At 43.0% G+C, this 23,919-nt stretch carries 20 protein-coding genes; 3 read left to right on the top strand and 17 right to left on the bottom strand.

What is annotated here, in order from left to right:
• Positions 1-151 precede the first annotated feature (151 nt).
• The 7 genes from FNC98_RS08045 to FNC98_RS08015 all read right to left on the bottom strand — a co-directional run bounded on the left by FNC98_RS08045 (position 152) and on the right by FNC98_RS08015 (position 8,603).
• Positions 152-640 carry a GNAT family N-acetyltransferase gene (locus tag FNC98_RS08045; RefSeq protein WP_143580748.1) on the bottom strand — a complete coding sequence of 163 codons (489 nt, stop codon included), beginning with the start codon at positions 638-640 and terminating at the stop codon, positions 152-154.
• Between the two features lie 87 nt (positions 641-727).
• Positions 728-1,327 carry a hypothetical protein gene (locus FNC98_RS08040; protein ID WP_143580747.1) on the bottom strand — a complete coding sequence of 200 codons (600 nt, stop codon included), beginning with the start codon at positions 1,325-1,327 and terminating at the stop codon, positions 728-730.
• Positions 1,328-2,329: 1,002 nt separating this feature from the next.
• Entirely contained in the window at positions 2,330-5,140 is a 2,811-nt protein-coding gene (locus tag FNC98_RS08035; RefSeq protein ID WP_143580746.1) for a DUF349 domain-containing protein, read from the bottom strand.
• Entirely contained in the window at positions 5,137-5,445 is a 309-nt protein-coding gene (locus FNC98_RS08030) for a YeaC family protein (RefSeq protein WP_143580745.1), read from the bottom strand. Before FNC98_RS08030 ends, FNC98_RS08035 begins: the two co-directional genes overlap by 4 nt.
• A gap of 2 nt (positions 5,446-5,447) precedes the next feature.
• Entirely contained in the window at positions 5,448-5,771 is a 324-nt protein-coding gene (locus FNC98_RS08025) for a hypothetical protein (protein WP_143580744.1), read from the bottom strand.
• Positions 5,772-5,882: 111 nt separating this feature from the next.
• A complete protein-coding gene (locus FNC98_RS08020) occupies positions 5,883-7,361 on the bottom strand; it encodes an alanine/glycine:cation symporter family protein (protein ID WP_143580743.1) in 1,479 nt (492 codons plus the stop codon).
• A gap of 114 nt (positions 7,362-7,475) precedes the next feature.
• Complete coding sequence (locus FNC98_RS08015; RefSeq protein WP_144035509.1) at positions 7,476-8,603, bottom strand: carboxypeptidase family protein; 1,128 nt, start codon at positions 8,601-8,603, stop codon at positions 7,476-7,478.
• Between the two features lie 246 nt (positions 8,604-8,849).
• On the opposite strand from FNC98_RS08015, the gene FNC98_RS08010 reads away from it, so the two are divergent.
• Positions 8,850-9,203 (top strand): hypothetical protein, encoded by a 354-nt coding sequence (locus FNC98_RS08010; RefSeq protein ID WP_143580742.1) that lies wholly within the window; start codon positions 8,850-8,852, stop codon positions 9,201-9,203.
• Positions 9,204-9,241: 38 nt separating this feature from the next.
• Here FNC98_RS08010 and FNC98_RS08005 read toward each other — a convergent pair whose 3' ends face one another.
• The 4 genes from FNC98_RS08005 to gndA all read right to left on the bottom strand — a co-directional run bounded on the left by FNC98_RS08005 (position 9,242) and on the right by gndA (position 13,875).
• Positions 9,242-9,661, bottom strand: coding sequence for a peroxiredoxin family protein (locus FNC98_RS08005; RefSeq protein ID WP_221932931.1), 420 nt, complete (start codon positions 9,659-9,661; stop codon positions 9,242-9,244).
• 289 nt (positions 9,662-9,950) lie between these two features.
• A complete protein-coding gene (locus FNC98_RS08000; protein ID WP_143580740.1) occupies positions 9,951-11,399 on the bottom strand; it encodes a glyceraldehyde-3-phosphate dehydrogenase in 1,449 nt (482 codons plus the stop codon).
• 505 nt (positions 11,400-11,904) lie between these two features.
• Positions 11,905-12,306: a peptide-methionine (R)-S-oxide reductase MsrB gene (gene msrB, locus FNC98_RS07995; protein WP_143580739.1), complete on the bottom strand. Its 402-nt coding sequence runs from the start codon at positions 12,304-12,306 to the stop codon at positions 11,905-11,907.
• Between the two features lie 39 nt (positions 12,307-12,345).
• Positions 12,346-13,875 carry an NADP-dependent phosphogluconate dehydrogenase gene (gndA, locus tag FNC98_RS07990; protein WP_143580738.1) on the bottom strand — a complete coding sequence of 510 codons (1,530 nt, stop codon included), beginning with the start codon at positions 13,873-13,875 and terminating at the stop codon, positions 12,346-12,348.
• 237 nt (positions 13,876-14,112) lie between these two features.
• On the opposite strand from gndA, the gene gap reads away from it, so the two are divergent.
• Positions 14,113-15,123, top strand: a complete 1,011-nt coding sequence (gene gap / locus FNC98_RS07985) for a type I glyceraldehyde-3-phosphate dehydrogenase (RefSeq protein WP_143580737.1) — start codon at positions 14,113-14,115, stop codon at positions 15,121-15,123.
• Between the two features lie 471 nt (positions 15,124-15,594).
• Here the strand turns inward: gap and serS are convergent, their stop codons facing one another.
• The 6 genes from serS to lrp all read right to left on the bottom strand — a co-directional run bounded on the left by serS (position 15,595) and on the right by lrp (position 22,506).
• On the bottom strand, positions 15,595-16,875 hold the full coding sequence (gene serS, locus FNC98_RS07980) for a serine--tRNA ligase (RefSeq protein WP_143580736.1): 1,281 nt from the start codon (positions 16,873-16,875) through the stop codon (positions 15,595-15,597).
• Positions 16,876-16,888: 13 nt separating this feature from the next.
• Positions 16,889-17,275 (bottom strand): fluoride efflux transporter CrcB, encoded by a 387-nt coding sequence (gene crcB, locus FNC98_RS07975; RefSeq protein WP_143580735.1) that lies wholly within the window; start codon positions 17,273-17,275, stop codon positions 16,889-16,891.
• Positions 17,268-18,626 (bottom strand): replication-associated recombination protein A, encoded by a 1,359-nt coding sequence (locus tag FNC98_RS07970; RefSeq protein WP_143580734.1) that lies wholly within the window; start codon positions 18,624-18,626, stop codon positions 17,268-17,270. The genes crcB and FNC98_RS07970 overlap by 8 nt, the downstream gene beginning before the upstream one ends.
• Positions 18,613-19,257, bottom strand: a complete 645-nt coding sequence (lolA, locus tag FNC98_RS07965; protein WP_143580733.1) for an outer membrane lipoprotein chaperone LolA — start codon at positions 19,255-19,257, stop codon at positions 18,613-18,615. The genes FNC98_RS07970 and lolA overlap by 14 nt, the downstream gene beginning before the upstream one ends.
• An 82-nt stretch (positions 19,258-19,339) precedes the next feature.
• The gene (locus FNC98_RS07960) at positions 19,340-21,913 is read right to left on the bottom strand and encodes a DNA translocase FtsK (protein WP_260680602.1); all 2,574 of its coding nucleotides are present in this window, start codon (positions 21,911-21,913) and stop codon (positions 19,340-19,342) included.
• 119 nt (positions 21,914-22,032) lie between these two features.
• Positions 22,033-22,506: a leucine-responsive transcriptional regulator Lrp gene (lrp, locus tag FNC98_RS07955; protein ID WP_143580731.1), complete on the bottom strand. Its 474-nt coding sequence runs from the start codon at positions 22,504-22,506 to the stop codon at positions 22,033-22,035.
• Between the two features lie 141 nt (positions 22,507-22,647).
• Here lrp and ald point away from each other — a divergent pair, with 141 nt between their 5' ends.
• Positions 22,648-23,763: an alanine dehydrogenase gene (gene ald / locus FNC98_RS07950; RefSeq protein WP_143580730.1), complete on the top strand. Its 1,116-nt coding sequence runs from the start codon at positions 22,648-22,650 to the stop codon at positions 23,761-23,763.
• The last annotated feature ends 156 nt before the right edge of the window (positions 23,764-23,919 follow it).

The following is a 23,919-nucleotide window of genomic DNA, read 5'->3' as shown; positions in this document are numbered from 1 at the left end:
ATGCCCTGGCAATGCGTTCGAAATTATTGTTAATCTGACTGCACAGCCTATCACAGCTGAATTTAAGCGCCAGAGTTATCTGCGAAGAAAACGAAAAATCAACGTTTCGTTAACTTTACATATACAAGTGCGATATTTGTGCAAAATCAGGTTAAAGAATAATGTGCCAGTAACCTACGTCATGCCATTTCCCAAACTTCAGGCCAACTTCGGGAAAAACAGCGACTTTTTTCATTCCGAGCTTTTCGTGAAGACGAACACTCGCTTCGTTAGGTAAGGTGATAACCGCCAAAGCACAATGAATGTTTAACTGCTTCAAGCGCAGGAATAATTCATCATATAATTTGCGACCTATCCCCTTTCCGAGCTGCTCGGGCACAAGATAAACCGTAACTTCTACAGAATATCGATAGGCGGAGCGCTCTTTCCACTGGCTTGCATACGCATAGCCAATAATTTGCCCTTCGTCTTCATAAACAATCCAAGGCAAATTCAGCTGATCTACTACCTTGGAAATTCTCGATCCTATAATCTGCGCATCGACTAGTGTTTCTTCAAAGGTAATTGACGTATCACGTATATAACCATTGTAGATATCAGCGATAACCTGAGAGTCGGCGATTGTTGCATTGCGGATCATATTTCGAACGGAGATGAGCTAGTTAATTTGGGCGGCAAACTTACTGTATGCTGCCTTAAATTTCAATGGGAAATTGCTGGAGAATCACTATACCGGGCATTGTGCAAAACTAAAAAATACACTTTCCCAGGCCAGTTCCTGTTCAAACGCCGGAATTTCCGAAGATGGAACGTCAAGGTGGTTTTGTAAGCTGCTTAAAGGATTCTCATATTCCAGCATATATCGAGGTTGGTAGGAAGGCCTGCCAATCTCTCGCATCGTTGAACAAAGCTGTTGTCTTTGGGTTTGATCATGGAATTTTAACACCAAAGATTCATGCAGTGAGTCAAGTTGTAGAGCATCCAATCGGTTCATCGCTTTGATTCTCGACCTCGCAATTGCATGGTGTCTAACTCTGCCGGATACGCGCATAGAATCAAATTTACCAAATGACATAGCCACAAACATAAGTTCCGCAGCGCGATCAAATTCTTCTAAGTCAACGCAACGCACTACGCGATTATAGATAAGGTCAGGATCGTCCTGACTCGTGACGGTCTCGATGCCTGGACACTTATTTTCCACAGTTTCGATAAGTTCGTTGGACTCATTTAAAGAGGAAACAGCAGTTGCCGGTTCACTCGCTTGTTGTGCATGAGCGAAGAACCCGATCATCAACAACAGTACTACTAAGCTTGATTTACCCATTAAAACATCCTGTTATGGTTATTATTTAGCCAGTAATCTAACTATAAGTGAATGCTTCGGGAATTGGAAATTCTAAAAGAGGGAGTTGGAACAACTCCCTTAGTACGTATCGCGAGCGATACTCCGGGTACGTGACGGGAAGCGTCACTTCGGGTACACAATCAAAGATTATTCCGGGTTACCGACATGGACGTTGGTATGCAGAATTTGTCTGGAACCGAAATTCTGTACCCGCGACAAAAAACGTCGCTTCGAGTAATAAGCAAACCCCTTGAGTCATTCCCTGATACTACAGGGAATCTTGGCCAGGACCGAATGTCTCTGATGTGCGAGGAACGGGAGTTGGAACTCCCTGAGTACGTATCGCAAACGATACTCCGGGTACGTGACGGAAAACGTCACTTCGAGTACACAATCAAAGATTGTTCCGGGTTACCGACATGGACGTTGGTATGCAGAATTTGTCTGGAACCGAAATTCTGTACCCGCGACAAAAAAACGTCGCTTCGAGTAAAAAGCAAAAAGCCTTTTGTCATTCCCTGATACTACAGGGAATCTTAGCTAGAGCCGAATGACTCTGAAGTGCCAAAGGCGGGAGTTAAAACTTCCTTAGTACGTATCGTAAACGATACTCCGAGAACGTGACGTAAAACGTCACTTCGAGTAATAAGCAAACCCCTTGCGTCATTCCCTGATACTACAGGGAATCTTGGCTAGAGCCGAATGTCTCTGATTGTGCCAGCGAGCGTCATATGTTACACCGTTTATTTGCGCCGTCATAAATAGAAAATCTTCGTCCATGGAGCTATTTGAATTGGTACGTTCTGTAAGTCATCCCAGTATGCGTAAGGAAATCCCGTATCAAGTGCGGGATTAGAGTGCAACATTAAAGAAATCGGTAGATTCAACAATAATGACAAAAGCTATCGTTGACAGTGGGCTGCTAACAAAAAAGGGAGCTAATTACAGCTCCCCTATTCCGCCATTAACTCAAACCTAGTTTTAAAGGAAGATAGGTTTGACTCGATTTAACAGCTGGATCTGATCCTTATCTACGGGTCCACAAGCCAACCATTGATGCAGTTTGTCACTGATATCAACGTCAGCGCCGTTCAATTTGTCTTTTAACATTGCGACTTGAATCTGCTTACGAAGGTTTGCGTCTTGTGCAGGAGAATCGATTTGACTGATGATTTCCATTTCTATGGTTAATGTCTGTCGTTTTTGCAATTGGCCATCTGATTTTGCTGCTTTCAACAACGCCCGTTGCTGACCTTTGTTTAGCGTTAAAAACTGTGCATCCTGCTGCAATTCGTCAAGGGTAAAGGTTTGGTCGCTCAAAGACTCAATTAACGTAAATACAGATTCAAATTGCGATTTCTTTGCTAATTGACGCTGATTATCACGGGTTTTTGAAATGCTTTTGCCCAATTCGCTAATTAGCTTAAGCAAAGGTTTATCGTCTCGGTCTAGCGTCTTAACCTCATGTAACAATGACTTTACCTGCTCTTCAAGGCGAGAAACCTCTTTACCTGAGGCTTTCTTCAATTGCTCTTTAAGAGCATTAACGGCTGTTAGCCAGTCTTGACGACGCTGGTTATTTTCATCAAGTTTTTGCTGCTTGGCTTCATCTCGCCTCGCAAATACCTGGTCATTTACCAAGCGGAACTGTTTCCATAAGTGATTGTCTTCTTTACCACCAGAGAAGCCAATGCTACGCCATTGCTGTTGTAATTGTTTAAGCTCAGCGGTTGCCTTATTAAAGTCCTGAGTATCCAGGTATTGCTCGGCTTTTTTAATTAAGTCGCGTTTCGCCTCGGCATTACTGTCCTGAATAAAACGAATGGTATTCTTCAGAGGAGTTACTTGCTGGTTGAACTGGTTTTGTAGCCCTTTATATTTGTCTCGATCAACGTCCCCGGCTTCCTTCCAGTTTACTAATAGCTGATTCAAGTGTTTACTTAGCTCGTTTAATTGCATGCTTTCGGCTTTTTCAACCTTTTTATTAAGGTCCTGCAATTGTTTAATAATAAGCTGCTTTTTCTTTAAATTGTCCGCACGCAACGAAGCTTGTTGCGTATAAAACTCCCGGCATGGCGCAAATGCCTGTTCACAAAGTTTATTAAACTTTTGATTAAACTGGCCTTCCATATCCCCTTCGGCTCGTCCCAGAACGAGCCACTGTTTTCGATACTGTTTTACCTTTTCAGCCTGCTTTGGAATTTCTGGCAATGGAGAATCAATAAGCTGTTGCAATTGTTCGATAAGGGCTTGTTTTCGGGGAACGACAACAAAAGATTCCAACGATTTTAATTCGTCAATTTTTAACGTTGCAGACTGAAACTCTTCTTTAATCTTAGTTTGAGCAGTTTCTGACAAGCCTTGATTGGCTTGCTGAATCTTGCGATAAACTGCCATTGCGGCACGGTATTTACCCGAGCGAATCAAGCGTTCTAGCTCGCTAAACTTCTGGTTAAACCAAGCCTGTTGTTCTTTGGCAGATTTACGAAATGGTTTTAACGCTTGTTGCCAATCGTTTTGTAATTGCTGTGCAGCGGTTGCCACGGATTCAGGTAACCAATCCCCTAGCAACTGCTGACACTTACGCCATCGTTCTGACCATGATGAATATTGCACTTCAGCGCTTTCAAATTCCGACTGCTGTTGCGGTAATTTACTATTATCAAGCTCCAATATGAGTCGAGTAGCGTCAACGATATAAATTCTGATCTCTTCCAGATTCAGAACCAATTTCTCAGTTTTACTGACTTCAGCGTTTATCATTTGCGCTAAAGACTTCTCAACGTCACCCTCTGCAAGCATAAGGTTTAATTCTTGAACTGCAGTCTGTAATGACTCGGTATCACTATCCTCGCCAATAACCTGCTGTTGTCTTTTCCGGAGTTCAGTCAGCAACTCCTTTATCTTTTGGGTTTTCTGCGCTTTTTGTAACTCTTGCTGTTGAAGCATTTGCTGGTGGGCATGTTTTTCTTGCATAGTTGCAAGATGCGTATGCAGTTGTTGCTCAACACTAACATATTTTTGACTAAGTTTTTGACTAAGAGCTTGACCTTCGTTGTCTGGCAATGCATTAAAAGAATTGACAACCGCGTGCCACTCTTGTGTGAGCATCTGATACTTTTCAAGTACGCTCGAGGCATTAAAGTCATCTTTTAAAGACAATAACTTTGATAGCACTAACTGTGCCTTTTTGGTTATTTTAGCCGGCAGGGTTTTTCTCTCTTCAATAACCGTAAGTTTTTCAGTTATCGCTTCACCAACGTCAGTTTCCCGTTCGTTCTTCAAGAATTTAGTTAACAGTTTGGTGTCGTTAACTTTATCAACGATGACTAACTTTGCCTGAACACTATTTATTTGCTGAAACAAATTCGCTAAAGCGACGTCAGTATCAAGGACATCGGCATAATCAAGTGCTATCGCGTCATTTTGATCCTTTGATAACCACTGAAGTATGAATTTTTGTTGGTTTTTAAATGGTCGAATGCGCTGATAGAACTCGAGCTTTTGTTGCTCAGTATAAGTATTATCAGACAATAATTGTGCTTCAATTCGTTGTTGCGCAAATAGCGCCAATGACTGGGAGAACTCAGGTTCTTTGATAGAAAGTAAAAGCTCGGGAGATTCGATAGCAAGTAGCACTTTCTTTTGCACTCTTAGCTCTGGGTCTTCTCTTAACAGTTGCAGAAGAACGTATTGCTGATCCTGTTGTTGCACTAATTCATCAATCGCCGCAAGTCTTACGCTGGCATCCTGATGCTGCCACTTGGCTTTACGCCATTTTTTAAAAATCATAAGTCAGTAAATCGGGCGATATTATCGCCTTGTTGTTTTTGTGAGTTTTCAGAATCCTGTTGTTGCTTGAATTCCGCTTTAAGTTCGCGTTTGGTTTTGTGGATCATCTGGCCATCCGATCCAATCGTCATCATTTCTTTGCTATCTAAATGACGTGCCTGATAGGCCATGGATAGTTGGATAGCAGACTGGCGGGTGGCTTCATCGACAGGTGTGCCTTCTGGCCACTTACCGGTTTCCGCAGCCGTCTTCATTCGTTCGTACATTTCTTGCGACATATTGTCGACGATATCAATCAAATTCATTGTTACTTACGTTTCAAAATAATAATTCGTACACGGTTAATCAAATACCAGAAAAAACCGATTGCCGCCGAGCCGCTAGCTAGCATGTATTGAACAGAACCCGGTTCTGGTTCCCCCCAGAACAGCGCGCCAATACCACCACAGAAAAATAACATGGCTAACATAGAGTGGTTCATTAGTTTTTGTGACTGTTCTATTTTTTTCATTCGTTGCAGGTTAATGCGCTGCTCTTCATCCATATCACCAAGAGTGATATGACAGTGTTCACATTCCTTAGCAAGTGAAGAAATCTTCTTAGAACAGTTCGGACAATTAATTAACGCCATAAGTACCTCATAATTAGATACCGAGTGACTCTTATAAAGGTCACTGGTAAGAATGGTAATTCTACAAAAAAAAACACCCGTTGCGGGTGTTTTTTTTAAAGATTGAAAAATTTATTTTTTCAACTTGTCTTGCCACAGTTCGGCATTCTTGATGCCTAATGCTTCTGGGTCGAAAGAATACTCTTTAACTTTCTCTTTTTGCTGACGTTCATAATCTTTAAGCGCTTTGATAGCAGGACGTCCAACCAGGAAGATAATCAGAATACCGACGATATTCAACCAGGCCATCAGACCTACGCCAATATCACCAAGCGTCCAGACAACACCTGCTTCACGTAAACAGCCAAACAATGTTGCGCCCATAATCATGACTTTTAATACAAACGTAAGACCTGGAATATGGAAGTGACGGTTAATGTAAGTCACATTGTTTTCCGCAATAAAGTAGTAAGCAAGAATGGTGGTAAATGCGAAGAAGAACAGCGAGATTGCTACAAACGGTGAACCAGCCCCAGAAAAAACAGAGTCCAATGCTAACTGGGTGAACATTGGGCTGTTTGGATCAACATTGGCAATATTCTGCTGGATCATTGCCGCGCCTTCACCAACAACGTTGTATTGACCCGTGATCAAAATCACGAATGCTGTAGCTGTGCAAACAAACAAAGTATCGACATAAACAGAAAACGCCTGAACCAGACCTTGTTGAGCCGGGTGTTGTACTTCAGCAGCGGCAGCCGCATGAGGGCCAGTACCTTGACCTGCTTCGTTAGAATAAACACCACGTTTAACACCCCAACCAATTGCCGCGCCTACACCAGCCATCGGTGTAAAGGCATCAGTCACGATTAATGAAACAATGCCAGGTAATTCAGTAATATTTAAGGCAATAATCACCATTGCTATGATGATATAAGCCAAAGCCATGAATGGAACGACAAGCTCGGTAAATCGAGCAATACGCTTAACACCACCAAAAATGATAAAGCCAAGAATCAATACAACGGCTGTGGCAGTAAATAGTTTAGTCGCGCTAAACGTACCCATCGCAGTTTCAACCATGTTACCAGCACCAACAGCTTGCTCTACTGCTGCACCAATGGCATTAGATTGAACCGTCGGAAGTAGGAGACCTGTAGCTAGAATCGTAGCGATTGCGAACAGCCAGGCATACCATTTCTGCCCTAGCGCTTTTTCTATGTAATACGCCGGGCCACCACGGTACAAACCTTCATCTTCTTCTTTGTAGATTTGCGCCAATGTCGATTCGATATAAGCTGTTGCCGCGCCGAAAAAGGCGACAACCCACATCCAGAACACCGCACCTGGGCCACCAAAACCAATTGCGGCAGCAACACCCGCGATGTTACCCGTACCTACACGGCCGGAAAGCGAAACCGCAAGTGCCTGAAAGGAAGAAATACCTTTATCTGAGCTTTTACCGGAAAGCAGTAGACGCCACATTTCCCGAAAATGACGAACCTGAGCGAAGCGAGTAAGAATGGAATAGAACAATCCTGCACCCAGGCATAGATAGATTAATGCCGGGCTCCAGATGATCCCGTTTAGCGTGTTTACAAATTCAAGCACAATGACCCCTGAATATATTTTATTATTATAAAGAAGCCAGCTGAGGCTGGCTTAAAACATAGTTTTCGATATCAATAGCGCGCTATTTCGATCTAACGCCCTAAATAATTGAACTTATCTTAAATCATCTACCACATGATAGATAGCGGTTAATGTATCTTTGCCAAGTATTGCAGAACGAGCATCTGACCAGCCAAAAATAGGGTCTGGCAGTAATTCGTTATCTTTAAATGGCATTTCTACCGTGTAAGCAAGACACTTAAAATGGTTGCCAACCCAGTTAGAACCTACGGTCAGGTTCGCTTTACCTGGCTCATCTTTTGGATAGCCTTTTTCATCCTGAAACTCAGGTGTTATTGCGCAAAGCAATTCTTTGAATTTATCTTCCAGAGCTTTATGACGCAGATCATAATTAGGAACGCCCTCGCAACCGGCTACAAAATTAACCGGTAAGGCTTCATCGCCATGAATATCAAGGTGCATATCAACACCAGTTGCCATCATTTTCTCGCGCACAAGAAAAACTTCCGGACTTTTTTCCATGCTGGGCTCTTGCCATTCGCGGTTAAGGTTAATGCCAATGGCATTAGTACGTAAGTGGCCTCGGACGCTGCCATCTGGATTCATATTAGGTACCAGGTGGAACACCGCTTTTTGCAATAAGGCATTAGCGACACCATCGTCTAAATCCAACAAACGTTCGATAAAGCCTTCCATGAACCATTCTGCCATGGTTTCACCGGGATGCTGACGTGCGGTAATCCAGATATTGGCTTTACCCTCACCTGCCTCACCTATTGTTAACAAGCTCATATCGCGGCCATCTAAGGTTTGTCCAAGTACCGACAGTTCACATAGATCAGCTTCCTGCGCTTCATGGATAAGGTCCTGGTGACGCTCATAGCTATAAGGCGCGAAATATGCGAAATAAATCGATGCATGTTCAAGATGGTGTTTAATAATCAGGTTTTGGCCATCAAATTCTGTATCTACCCGAAACCAGGTTTCGCGATCGTAAGACGCTACCGCCTGATAGTCTTTCCAACCTTCCACATAGGCAGATTGTCCAGCATTGGTAATTGTCATCACGTGCTCGCCAAGAGCAGGATTATGAAGTTTAAAGTGAAACCATTGGTAAAAATCTGATTGATTATCTTTTTTGATCTCGAGTTGAATAGCACTGGGTGAAGCTGCGTTCACAACATGAATGTTACCGCTGTCGAAAGCACAGCTGATTTGTATATTTGCAGAAGCATTGTTGGTCATTAGTATCTGTCCGAACAAGAAATGAATCTGTTGAGTTTACACAAAGGATTTCGTTAACTGAAGTTCAATTAACGTAAAATTATTACTCCGTTGTAATCCTGGCGACACAATTTACAAAAATACTTCAGCATTAGCGTCGACAATATTGACTCTGATCCCCATTGCATTTAGATTGCTCTAGCCAATTAATTGAATTTAATGAAGTTTAAAAGGAAGTAAGCAATGTTCAGATCCATATTTAAAAGCAAATTATTAATTATCATCTTATCTGCTTTTTTAGCGGCTTGTTCAAGCACGGTTTCCGTGGATGAGAGTGAATTAGCGACCTATGAGAAGATGAAAGCCAGCCTCAAGGTTGGAGAACATGTAGCTATCACTACGCAAGATGGTGAAGTGCATGAATTTATCGTGCGCTCGATTGGCGAAGAATCGGTAAAAGGCTCTTTAGATGAAATCCGATATGACGATATCACTGCAATTAATAAAGAAAAATTCTCGTTTGGTAAAACGGCTCAGTTTGTTGGCGCTAGTTGGTTGGCATTAAACGCCCTTTTAATCGCAGCTATCCTGATCTAGTAACCGTCATTAAAAGTTAAAAGCTCTCTGTCACCATTTTAGAGAGCTCTTAGCTTGAGTCCCAGCTCTGTAGAATACCCCATCGACCGATGAACCACCTGCTGCTGTCCATCCAGAACATAATAACTTGGATAAGCGGACACCTGATAAGCCTGCTTTAACGACTCATTTCCAAGTAAAACCGGCATGGTTAAATCCAGTCCTTCAACAAAGGTTTCAACCTCATGAACATCGACATAATCTAAGGCAATGGCATAGATTTGTACTTGCTCGCCAGGGTGTTTTTCATATAGGGATTGCAGGTTACCAATGCTGTATTTACAAATTGAACACCAGGGCGCAAAAAAATACAGTACGGTTTTACGGGAGCCCATCGCCTGATTCAAATCGACGATATTAGAATTCAAGGTTGTCAGATGAAAATCCGGTGCCTGCTCCTTGCCCCAGCTAGATAGCATAGCACTTTCCCTAAGGGCGGATACACCATTGAATACGATGACAATAATCACCGCTTGCAAGATAAGACTTTTTATAATTTGGATAAAAGTTGGCATGATTTTATTTAATAAATGGTAATAACAATGATTGAGACCGAAAGAGCCCGAGCACTATTTCATAAAAATATCGGCCGCTCAAGATTAACTTTCGTCAATCGCCTTAAGATCGTATGCCAGAAAAAAAAAGCAAAAAAAAGAGGCATCTGATAGACGCCTCTTGGGTATTATATCGACGAAAAAGCTTGAATCGTTACGCTTTTGGTAAGCTCAACACTTTAACACCAGCCATCTTGTTCATTACTTTAACAACCTGACAGCTATAGCCGAACTCATTGTCATACCATACGTAAAGAACGGCACGCTCTTCATCAACGATGGTAGCCTGAGAATCAACAACCCCAGCGAATCGTGAGCCAACCAGATCAGAAGAAACGATTTCTGTAGAAGCGGTGTAGTCAACCTGTTGACGCAATGGCGAGTCAAGAGATACTGAACGAAGGTAATCGTTTAAGGTATCACGGTCTGTTGCGGTTTTAAGGTTCAGGTTCATAATCGCCATTGAAACGTTAGGCGTAGGAACACGGATAGCGTTACCGGTTAACAGACCTTTAAGTTCTGGTAATGCTTTAGCAACTGCTTTTGCAGCACCGGTAGAGGTGATAACCATGTTCAACGGAGCACTGCGGCCACGACGCTCTGATTTGTGATAGTTATCAATCAGGTTTTGATCATTGGTGTAAGAGTGCACGGTTTCAACGTGACCATTACGGATACCAAACTGATCATTTACTGCTTTCAATACCGGCGTGATGGCGTTAGTCGTACAACTCGCCGCACTAACAATCGTATCTTCTTCCAGGATCATATCTTCGTTTACGCCGTAAACGATATTCTTAATGTCGCCTTTGGCTGGTGCGGTTAGTAGAACTTTTTTCACACCTTTGCTTTCTAAATGCTGACCAAGACCGTCTTCATCGGTCCAGATACCGGTGTTATCAACAACTAGCGCATCGTTAATTCCGTACTCGGTGTAATCAATTTCAGCTGGCGATTTGGCGTAAATCACTTTGATGTAAGCGCCATTTGCTTTAATAACACCCATTTCTTCATCAATTGAAATACTACCGTTAAAAGCACCGTGGATTGAGTCACGACGTAATAAACTTGCGCGTTTTTCTAAATCGCCGTCCTTACCAGGGCGAATCACAATGGCACGTAAACGTAAGTTAGATGATGGACCCGTTTGTTCGATAAGAAGACGGGCTAATAAACGTCCGATACGACCGAAACCGTATAGCACAACGTCTTGAGGACCATTCTGAGTTAACTTTTCCTGCAGCGGATGTAATTCTTTGTTTAGATATTCTTCGATACTTAAACCATTGGCTTCGCCATGGAACATGTAACGGTAAGCCAATTTACCTACATCGATATTACAAGGCTTTAATGGCATTTCACTTAACGCTTTCAAGAAAGGATAGCTTTCTCTTAACCTAAGCTTGGTTGCTTCGTGGATAGCTACTGACTTATGAGCTTTGATGATATCGATAGCGGAAGCATTGACCAGGGGACGACCATAAACGGAAATTTCGACACCGAAATTACGGTACAACTGACCGATCATTGGTAACATTTTTTCAGCAAAATCCTGACGTTCCTGCCAGCTCTTTTGATAAATTTCCTCGTTGTGATGACTCATGTAATAAACCTTTTGGTATTGAAATAAGTAAACAAAGCGCGAGAACAACTCGTTTTAGCAAGAATTTTATTATTGAGTTGTTCGTTATTAGCGGGCGCCATTGTAGTTAATTATGAAAGGTTACACTAGCGTTTTCACTAGTAATTACAAATTAAATTTAAAAAGGACTGTAAAGCTGGGAAAACAGAGGTTTTGTGCTGACTAACCTGACATTTTCTTTGGGTTTCCCTAACGATTTTGAAAGCTTGATGAAAGTTATGAGATTAACTGTCAGAACTAATACCAATCCCATTAAATTATTGCTCACTCAGTGAGAATTTAAAGGCTTTTAGACAAGGCTTTGATTGCAGAGAATGGTTAATCCATTGTCAAAATCAGTAACGCAGGATAAATGCCTTTAAAACTCACCCGAAGGGAGTTAGTGAGAGGCCCATTTACTGCCCTATATTTCATTAATATAGAATGACTATATCAATAAAATCTATGTTGTAACTGAACCTCGGCCCTAACTCTGAGTTGTGCACAAACTTAGTGGGATAAAATCAAGACTTAAAGAATTCACGCAATAGCGTTTATGGGTGGGTGCTGGGCCATCATCGAAAACATGGCCTAAATGGGATTGGCAGTGTTTACACTGTATTTCTGTCCTGGCCATATTGTGTGAATAATCAGGCAGGTATGAAACCTGTTCAGGTATCGAAGCATTGAAGCTAGGCCAGCCACAGCCGGACTCGAATTTAGCTTCTGATGAAAATAAAGGTTGCTGGCAACAGGCACAAACATAACGACCTGGGTGCCAGTGATCACAATATTTGCCGGAGAAAGGCGCTTCGGTAGCGCCTAATCGACAAACCTGATAAGCCTCTGGCGACAATTTTTGTTTGTAATCGTCATTTGAGTCACTCATCAGGTTTTCTCCTTCAATTTGAGATTTTAGTTTAACGCCCTAGTTCAACGCTTTAATAGGACGATCCGATTTCGACCATTCAACATGAAACTTTTTGCCGACTGGTTTATCGACTCGCTCGAAGGTATGGGCGCCAAAGAAGTCACGCTGACCTTGCAACAAGTTTGCAGGAAGGATTTCACAACACATTGAATCGTAATACCCTAATGACGCTGATATCGCTCCAACTGGGATCCCCATCAATGTTGCCTTCGCTACTGCCTGTCGCCAGTTACTCTGATATTTGCTTAGTTGGTCAGAAAAGTAAGAGTCTAGTAACAGGTTTTCTAACTCGCTATCACGTTCAAATGCCTTGGTAATCGACTGCAGGAAAGATGCACGAATGATACAACCAGCACGCCAGATACGAGCGATTGAAGCAAAATTAAGCTTCCAGTTGTGTTCAACAGAAGCGAGTTTCATTAGCTGAAAACCCTGGGCATAAGCACAGATTTTTGCGCAATATAACGCATCATGTAATTCGGTAACTAATGTTGCTTTTTGCTGTGCAGTTAATGCTTCATTTTGTGGACGCGTTAACTTCTTAGCGGTTTGCTGACGCAAATCCTTAAAAGAGGAAATCGAACGCGCATATACTGCCTGAGAAATTGTAGGTGCCGGACAACCTACTTCTAGCGAGCTTACTGCAGTCCACAAGCCCGTGCCCTTTTGACCTGCTTTATCTAAAATCAAATCAACCAACGCAGTTTCAGTTTCTGGATCTTTATGACGTAACACTTCAACAGAGATTTCCATCAGATAACTATTAAGATCGCCCGCATTCCACTCGGCAAACACATCGGCAATCTCATCACAATTCATCCCTAAACCTTCACGTAATACATGATAAGCCTCACAGATAATTTGCATGTCTGCATATTCGATACCGTTGTGTACCATTTTCACATAGTGGCCAGCCCCAGCAGGGCCAATGTAATCGGCACATGCTTCACCATGGGTAATGATCTCACCTGGCTTAGTACGCTCTAACGGTTTACCGGTTTCGGCGTCAACCTTAGCAGCAATCGATTGCCAGATAGGCTTAACGCGTGTCCACGCATAAGCACTGCCACTTGGCATTAATGCTGGACCAAAACGTGCCCCAACTTCACCACCAGAAACGGCTGATGAGAAAAAGATAAAGTTTTCTTTGTAACGCTTTTCACGATCTACAGTGTCAGTCCAAAGCGAGTTACCTGTATCGATGACGATATCATCGGGCTGAATACCTGCCCCAATCAGGTTATGGCAAACCTGATCAACCACTTCACCAGCAGGAACACTTAAAACGATTAGATGAGGCGCTTTAAGCTTAGATAAAAGCTCGGTATAAGAAGAACAACCAATGACACGGGGACTACCCTGTTGATTCTCTTGAGCATCTTGCTCAATGGCTGCGTTAACCTTTTCAAAATCAAGATCAAAAGCAGCTATTTTGTAACCATTATCAGCCAGGTTCAGTACCAGGTTTTTACCCATTACACCTAAGCCAACAAAACCAATGTCACATTTCGTTGAATCGTCAGACATGTATTTTTCCATTCAATTTGGGGAGGTATCGCCAGTAATATCTATAATTAAAGCTTACCGGCCTGAAAATGGGGCGTATTCTGCCATAAAAATCATGGTTTATGTAATTGTTAGCGAATAAATATTTACATATTTAATAAAACAACTACAAAACCACCCTCCAATGTAAAAAACACTTGAATTAAGCTCAAATTGTTGTAATTTTACAACATAATATTTTTATCTAAGGATACCGTAATGAAAAAAATTGCTATTAATGGTTTCGGTCGAATCGGCAGACTAGTATTTCGAGCTGCAATGGAGCGCGAAAACCTGCAGGTTGTGGCGATTAATGACCTGATTGATATCGAGTACATGGCCTACATGTTGAAGTATGATTCAACACACGGTCGTTTCAATGGCACTGTAGAAGTTTCAGGTAATTCATTGGTAGTAAACGGTAAGTCCATCCGTATCACTGCTGAACGCGACCCAGCGAATCTGAAGTGGGATGAAGTTGGCGCTGAGATTGTTGTTGAGTCAACGGGTTTGTTCTTAACTGACGAAACCGCACGCAAGCACATCGAAGCTGGTGCTAAAAATGTGATCATGTCTGCGCCATCTAAAGACAGCACGCCAATGTTCGTTGCTGGCGTAAACTTTAACGATTACAAAGGCGAAGATATTGTTTCTAATGCCTCTTGTACCACCAACTGTCTTGCTCCACTGGTTAAAGTTATCAATGACAAGTACGGTATCGAAACTGGCTTGATGACAACCGTTCACGCAACCACAGCTACTCAAAAAACCGTTGATAGCCCTAGTGCTAAAGACTGGCGTGGTGGCCGCGGTGCAGGTCAGAACATCATTCCTTCTTCTACGGGTGCGGCAAAGGCCGTTGGCCGTGTTATTCCGGAGTTAAACGGCAAGCTTACCGGTATGGCATTCCGTGTACCTACTCCTAATGTTTCTGTAGTTGACGTTACACTGAACCTCAAGACTCCTGCTAGTTACGATGACATCTGTGCAACCGTAAAAGCGGCGTCTGAAAATGAAATGAAGGGCATTTTGGATTACACCGAAGAGCAAGTGGTATCTAACGATTTCATCGGTGAGAAATGTACGTCTGTATTCGATGCAAAAGCAGGCATTGCAATGAGCGACACCTTTGTGAAGCTTGTATCCTGGTACGATAACGAGATGGGTTACTCAAACAAGGTATTAGACCTTGCTGAGCACATCTTTGCTTATCAGGAAGCTACCGCTTAATTATGTGATATTTAAAGGGAGCTCAACGCTCCCTTTTTTATTGTTAAATGAAATTAGCAGGACACTCTATCTCCCACCTTCGACTTCCACCTTCGTAAACACCCCTTGCAACCCCCCTACACCATCAAACACGATTACTGCATATAAGAAAGTTGCAAATGTCCAGGCAGCCAATACCCAAAATGCCCAGTGGTATCCCGGTCAGGAATACCTGTTAGCGCTAAAACAACCTTAACGGGCGTAACGCGTAACCTCTCACATCACCCCAAACTAATAGAAAACCAGCTTCATAGCGCCCGAGCTAAAAACCACGCTATCAACCTAATACGCTATACAAATCAATAATTTACATAGAGACAGAAACAAAAAGAGGACCAAAGGTCCCCTTTAAGAAAGTTTATTTTCGAAAACTAAAGCGCGAAAACTAGCGTTCAAAAACTAAAATTCGAGCATTAGCCATTGAATATCGGATTAACCGATTTTTTCAATACCGCCCATATAAGGTTTCAATGCTTCCGGTACCAATACTGAACCGTCAGCTTGTTGATAGTTTTCTAAAATCGCAACCAAAGTACGACCTACCGCTAAACCAGAACCATTTAAGGTGTGAAGCAATTCAGGCTTGTTGGTTTCGCTGTTACGATAACGAGCGTGCATTCGACGCGCCTGGAAATCTCCCATGTTTGAACAAGACGAGATTTCACGATAGGTATTCTGCGCTGGCAACCAAACTTCTAAGTCGTAGGTTTTGGTCGCGCTAAAGCCCATATCACCAGTACACAGTACCACCTTACGATAAGGCAATTCTAACGCCTGAAGCACTTTTTCCGCATGGGAGGTTAACTCTTCAAGGGCATTGAAAGAATCTTCAGGTTTTACTAACTGTACCAATTCAACTTTATCAAACTGGTGTTGACGAATAAGACCACGAATATCGCGACCAGAAGAACCGGCTTCTGAGCGGAAACACGCAGACAATGCCGTTAATTTAATCGGTAATTCGCTTTCATCAACGATTTCATCACGTACCAGGTTAGTTAATGGAACTTCTGCAGTTGGAATTAGTGAAAATTTCTTACTACCTAAATCGGTGTGGAACAGGTCTTCACCAAACTTAGGTAATTGACCGGTACCGTATAAAGAGTCGTGGTTTACTAATAATGGAACGCTGGTTTCCATATAACCATTTTCGTCAGTGTGCATGTCTAACATGAACTGACCGATAGCACGGTTTAAACGAGCGATTTGGCCACGGATCACAACAAAACGGGTACCAGATAGCTTTGCACCACTTTCAAAATCGAGGCCTTTATCGATGGCAGTTGCAATATCAACGTGATCTTTCACGTCAAAATCAAACTGTTTCGGCTCGCCCCAGGTCAGAACTTCAACGTTATCGTCTTCACTTTCACCGGCGGGAACTGATTCATGCGGCAGGTTTGGTATGGAGCTGGCAATATCATTGATTTGCGCAAGGATAGTATCCTGGGCTTCTTTCGCTGCATCTAAGTCGGCACCTAGTTGCCCTACTTCTGCTAATAATGGCTGAATGTCTTCACCACGGGCTTTCGCCTGACCGATAGATTTGGAGCGAGTGTTGCGCTGACTCTGTAATTCCTGAGTCTTGACCTGAATTTCTTTACGTTGCTGCTCCAACGCATTCAATTGTTCGGTATCTAATTTAAATCCGCGTTTTGCTAACAGCTCGGCGGTATGTTCAAGATCTGTTCTTAACAGTTTTGCATCAAGCATGATTATTCACTTGTTATTTATTTACGACTAAGTACATTCCCAACGCCGCGGCCAAAACACATAAGACGACGTTAAGAAGAACATTTAACATGGCTTTTATTATCTCACCTTGTTGCATTAACAACAAAGTATCTAACGAAAAAGTTGAAAATGTGGTGAATGCGCCTAAAAAGCCAATGCCAATCAGGGTTCGGTATACCACGACTTCAATGATCCCCTGCTGAATCAACCCATACAGGAAACCCATTAATAACGAACCGGTGATATTAACTAGCAATGTCGCAAAAGGGAATCCTTTTCCGAGCCAAATCAATACCATTTGTGAAATAAAATAGCGCAGGCTGGCACCACAGGCACCACCTATGGCGACAAACAGATAAGTTTGCCAGGCACTAATCATAGCGGCGCTTCCCGGATTGCTGATTTAACGCCGTCAAATATTCCTGCTTTTCCTTAAGCTTTTTTTCTAACCCACGTTCACACGGTTCATAAAAACGAGTCCCGGCTAGCGCTTCTGGAAAATAAACTTCACCAGCGGCAAAGGCACCGGCTTCATCATGGGCATAGCGATACTCTTTACCATGACTCAGCTCACGGGTAATACTTGATGTCGCATTTCTAAGGTGCAAAGGTACGGTTAGATCTCCGGTATCTTTAGCCATAAGTCGGGCTTGTTTAAAGGCGCGGTACACGGAATTACTTTTTGGCGCTAACGCCATAAATACCGTCGCTTGCGCAATAGCCCTTTCACCTTCGGCTGGACCTACGCGATGAAACGTATCCCAGGCATTTAAACCAATTTGTAATGCCCGAGGGTCGGCATTACCAATATCTTCACTGGCAATCGCCAACAGACGACGAGCAACATATAAGGGATCGCCACCTCCTTCTAAGATCCGACAATACCAATACAGCGCTGCATCAGGGTCAGAGCCACGTACCGATTTATGAAAGGCGGAAATAAGGTCATAGAAATGGTCGCCTGATTTGTCATATAGCGGCTGTTTATCGCCCGCTACCTGCTGTACCGTCGCAACATCAATAACACGCTTGCTTTCACCTTGGTCGGCTAAATCAACGCATATCTCTAATAAATTCAGCACTCGTCTGGCATCGCCATTGGCTAAAGCAATCAGACTATCTCGTGCATCCGATAACAATTCGATATCCAGCTTGCCGAAACCTTTTTCTTTGTTATTGAGTGCTCGGCCAACTACCTCTTGCAGATGCTCAGGCGTTAATGATTTGAGTACGTAAACCCTGGCTCTAGAAAGCAAGGCCTGATTTAACTCAAAAGATGGGTTTTCTGTAGTTGCACCGATAAAGGTAATGGTGCCATCTTCAATGAAAGGTAAAAACGCATCTTGCTGGCTTTTATTGAATCGATGTACCTCGTCCACAAACAAGATGGTGCGTCGTTGTTTTGCCTGAGCGTTAAGTTTCGCCTGGTCAATGGCCTGACGTATGTCCTTAACTCCTGATGTTACTGCCGACAGGCGCTCGATATCCGCATCCGCATAACGAGCAATAAGTTCAGATAACGTGGTTTTACCGGTGCCAGGTGGTCCCCAGAAGATTAATGAATGAGCCAATCCTTGCTCTATAGCTTGACGAAGCGGTTTATTCGGCGCTAACAGATGCTCCTGACCGATATATTCGTCCAGGTGGATAGGACGCATTCGCGCCGCAAGCGGCGCAAATAAATCTTGAGAATCTAAGTCAAAACTTAAATTACCATTATCGCTGGTCATCAAAGTCCACCCCTTCAGGAAGGGTAAAGTTAAACTGCTCTTTTTCAGGTAATGGGTCGGAGGATACGTCACTCAGGTTAAATTTACTGAATTGTCCAGTCGCATCTTCAATGGTAAAAGACGTCAATTGATCACCATTAAACGAAAGATCTAAGGTTTTCACCTGGGCGTTTTCATCAAGAGATGCAATGGAATAGTAAGAGCCTTCATCAGAGCCGGATTTAGCCGTTACTTTGTAATCCTGCCACAAACTCTCGTCGGTATCGCTTAGTAACAGAATTGGTGTGTTAGCAACGGCGTTAGAGACATTAAACGCCGATACCTGCTCTACAAATGGATTATAAAACCATAACGTTTCGCCATCGCTCACCACTAAGGTTTCATCAGGCTCAAGCGTTTCCCAATAAATTAGATTCGGACGGCGTACTTTCAATACACCGGATTGCTGTTGTAATTCATTGCCATCTGCGTCACTGACAACCTGTGTGAAATTGGCGCTAAAACCACCAACTACTTCCAGCTTGGCCATCAGTTGCTGCTTTACATCTTCAGCCATTGCGCTGAAGCTAACGGCTAGTGAACCGATAAAAAATGTCGATGTTAACAGGGGCAATGTTTTAAATTTGATCAAAATTACAACCTTATCATTGGCTAAATATTTAATGGTTTATGATTCTTTGGAAACTGAAGTTGTTAAAAAGTTTAACTAAAAATTAGTTTTTTACCGGCGGCGGCGCTAATACTTCGCGGTTACCGTTATGTCCTGGAGAACTCACCACACCGCTCATTTCCATTTGCTCGATAATTCGTGCCGCACGGTTATAACCGATACGGAACTTACGTTGAACACCAGAAATAGAGGCTCGGCGGGTTTCGGTAACATGAGCTAGAGCTTCATCGTACAGCGCATCGAGTTCGCTTTCTTCCGTCTCTGCCTGTTCGCCAGGCAATAAGTTGTCGGCGTTGGTTTCGCCGGACAGGATCTCATCAATGTAGTTTGGCGTGCCACGGGATTTCCAGTCATTGACAACCGCGTGGACTTCATGATCATCTACAAATGCACCATGGACACGAGTAGGAACACCGGTACCTGGCGGAAGATACAACATATCACCCTGCCCCAATAACTGTTCCGCACCTTGCTGGTCCAAAATGGTCCTGGAATCTACACGGGATGAAACCTGGAACGCCATCCGGGTAGGAATATTGGCTTTAATCAAACCGGTAATGACATCTACCGATGGGCGTTGCGTTGCCAAAATCAAATGAATACCGGCAGCACGGGCTTTTTGCGCGATACGGGCAATCAGTTCCTCGACTTTCTTACCAACAATCATGATCATGTCGGCAAATTCATCGACAACCACAACGATCGCAGGAAGCTTTTCTAACTGCGGCGCAGTTTCATCCATGCTGTCACCAGGCTTCCAAAGAGGATCGGTCAGCGGATTACCTTCGGCAATAGCCCGCTCTACCTTTTGGTTGAAACCTTTTAAGTTACGAACCCCCATGGCCGACATTAACTTGTAACGACGTTCCATCTCACCGACACACCAACGCAGTGCATTGGCGGCTTCTTTCATATCGGTAACTACTTCTGCCAACAAATGCGGGATCCCTTCATATACAGATAATTCCAACATTTTCGGGTCTATCATAATCAAACGCACATCTTCTGGCGTTGATTTATACAGAAGAGACAGGATCATAGTGTTCACACCAACGGATTTACCGGAACCTGTAGTACCGGCAACCAATAAGTGTGGCATTTTTGCTAAATCAACCACAATGGGGTCACCGGCAATATCTTTACCAAGCACCATAGTTAAAGGTGAGCTTGATTTAGTAAACAAATCACAGCTAATAACTTCAGACAGGCGTACAATTTCGCGGTGCTTATTCGGAAGCTCAAGGCCAATAACCGATTTCCCAGGAATGACCTCAACCACTCGAACGCTGATAGCGGATAACGCACGGGCCAAATCTTTAGATAGATTGCTAATTTTGCTGACCTTAACACCAGGGGCTAAATCCAGTTCAAAACGGGTGATAACCGGACCAGGGAATACATTTACAACTTGTGCCTGTACCGAGAAGTCTAATAACTTTGCTTCAACCAGGCGGCTAACCATATCAAGCTCTTCCTGGTTAATTGGGTTTTCGTTTTTATCCGGGCGATCTAACAACTCTATAGAAGGCATGCCCACATATTTATCAAAACCGGCACTTGCCGCAGGTGCTTTTGCAACAGCAGGCTGTTGTGGCGTTGGTTTGGTATTTGCAACGGCCGGTTGATCATCAAACGGTGCAATCGGTTCTACCGGCGCGAAAGCCGCATCGATTTCATCGTCGGAAATGTTTTGGTCAATATGGCCAACCAACGGTTCATCAAGAATATCATCGATATCAATAAACGGCTCCTCGGCAGTATTTTCCTGCATAGCAGGGTCTGGCGCGAAAAACCTTGCAGCCAGTTGTTCATCGCTTGCCGACAGACCGCTAGATGTTTGCGCAAAATCTTCAATACCTTCAATGTCGTCGACATTATCGATCGCATTGGTTTCTTTTTTACTTGCCTTAGTTTTCTTTTTCTTCGCTGTTGCAACGATTTCATCTAGCTCATCTGATTCAAGCAAACCTTCTGCAGTTTCCAATTCCAGTGGTGATGATGAAAACGAATGTTTTAGTTTCGCCATACCACTAACAAGCGCCATAACGACTGAAATCGCTTGAGCGCCGAGCCAATCAACGATAGTTAAAAAAGAAACACCGGTTAAAAATACAAAGCCTGAGGTTGTCAGTAATACCAGAAATAAACTGGTACCAACAAAATTAAGATAAGGTAATAGCGCATTGGAGATAAGATCGCCGATAAGACCGCCACCAGAAAACTCGTAAATATCGTCGGCATTCATACTCCAGATTGACGTTAAGCCAATATAAAGCATCAAGAAGCCGATAAATTTAAGGCCCAGGGTGAAGAAATCTATCTCCAGTAAATAGCGAATGCGTTGGAACAACAACCATCCAATTAACGCGACAGCAAAAGGTAAAGTGTAAGCGATACGTCCAAAACTGAATAAGATAATGTCTGCTAAGTAAGCGCCAATTGCTCCACCGGCGTTATTAACGGCAGCATGATAGCCCGTTTGTGACCAGCTTGGGTCACGGGGATCAAAGGTTAATAAGGCAACGACCAGAAAAATAGCGAAGACAGTGGTAAAAATTAATCCCACTTCGAGAAGGCGTTGGCCACCACTCAGGGTTTTCTTAGCAGTTTCAGACAAATTCGAATCCATGCAAAATCGTTATTGTTATTAAGGTCTAAAATAGCAAACATTTGAGCCGCTGAAAATAACTATCCTGCAGGCAATATGATTTAGTGAAATATTGGTTATTTACCGAACTACCTAATGGCTAAATGATTGTTTGATTTTACTTCTTCCATTACCACATAGGTGCGGCTTTCGCTTACCGCTGGCAAAGTAAGAAGTGTATCCCCCAACAGGTTTCGATAGGCCTGCATATCCGACACACGGGTCTTTAGCAGAAAATCGAAATTACCAGAAACAAGATGACATTCCTGAATCACATCTAATCGCTGTACCGCTTTAGAGAAGTCTTCAAACACATCCGGGGAGGTCTTGCTTAGCGTAATTTCCACAAATACCAATAATGACGCACCAAGATATTTGGGATTAAGATTAGCGCTGTAACCCGTGATGACATTATCGGCTTCCAGTTTTTTCACCCGCTCCAGACAAGGCGTAGGGCTTAACCCCACCCGTTTAGACAGTTCTACATTAGACAACCTGCCCTGTTTCTGTAATTCATGCAGAATGTTTTTATCAATCCTGTCTAGTTTTCGCTCACTCGCCATAAAATTAGTCTTTTAATCTATCAAAGTTAAATTTTCCCACATATTCCTCTTTCAAAGTGAAAATTTCAATAAATTAATCTTACAAATTACTCTTATAATAGATTAATAGTTTCTTAGTTTAAAAATATAGAGATAAGTTAAATGATTATTGGTGTTCCTAAAGAGATTAAAAACCACGAGTATCGTGTTGGTATGGTTCCTGCGAGCGTACGTGAATTGATTAATCACGGTCATAAAGTGATTGTTGAAAGTCAAGCTGGTATCGGCATTGGTTTTACTGATCAGGATTATGTTGATGCAGGTGCAAGTATCTTAGGCACCGCTGCTGATGTTTTTGCTGAAGCAGAAATGATTGTTAAGGTAAAAGAGCCACAGGCCGTTGAACGTGCAATGTTACGTGAAGGTCAAATCCTGTTCACTTACCTTCACCTGGCACCGGATCTTCCGCAAACTGAAGATCTAATCAAATCAAAAGCGGTTTGCATCGCCTATGAAACAGTAACCGATAACCACGGTGGTCTGCCACTTCTTGCTCCTATGTCTGAAGTTGCTGGCCGTATGTCTATTCAAGCCGGTGCTCAAGCGCTTGAAAAAGCTAATGGCGGTCGAGGTATGTTACTTGGTGGTGTTCCTGGTGTTGCCCCGGCAAAAGTTGTGGTGATCGGTGGTGGTATGGTTGGTAACAACGCTGCGCAAATGGCTGTAGGTATGGGCGCAGAAGTTGTTGTTCTTGACCGTAACATCAATGTACTTCGTCGTCTGGATGCTCAGTTTGGTAACAAGATCAAAGCGATTTACTCAACCGCTGATGCGTTGGAAAAACACGTTCTAGAAGCTGATTTAGTGATCGGTGGTGTGCTAATTCCAGGTGCTGCTGCACCTAAGCTAGTAACCAAAGAACATATCAAAGCGATGAAGCCTGGTGCTGCTATCGTAGACGTTGCCATCGACCAGGGTGGTTGTATCGAAACGTCTAAAGCGACTACACACGCTGAACCAACTTACATTGTTGATGACGTTGTTCACTACTGTGTTGCTAACATGCCTGGCGCGGTTCCACGTACGTCTACATTTGCGCTTAACAATGCAACCTTGCCTTACATCATTCAATTGGCAAACAAAGGCTACAAGCAAGCACTACTTGACGACGCGCACCTGTTAAACGGCTTGAACGTTATCGACGGTAAAGTTACGTGTGAAAGCGTTGCGGTAAACTTAGGTTTCGAATTCGTAGAGCCAAAAGTCGCTCTAGGTTAATTAACCTGTTACATACACTTGCTGCTTGTACCTACAAGTTGACAGGTTAAGTGTTAACAAATTGATAAAAACGCTGTTAAATTAACAGCGTTTTTTTTATCTTATAGCCTTGTTTTTGTATTCGGCTACCCCAATCAACAAAACATAATCTTTTTT

The organism is Thalassotalea sp. PS06 (assembly GCF_007197775.1).
Taxonomy (GTDB): domain Bacteria; phylum Pseudomonadota; class Gammaproteobacteria; order Enterobacterales; family Alteromonadaceae; genus Thalassotalea_A.
Note: the sequence above shows the minus strand (reverse complement) of the source record. Positions and strands in the feature narration are given on the sequence as shown.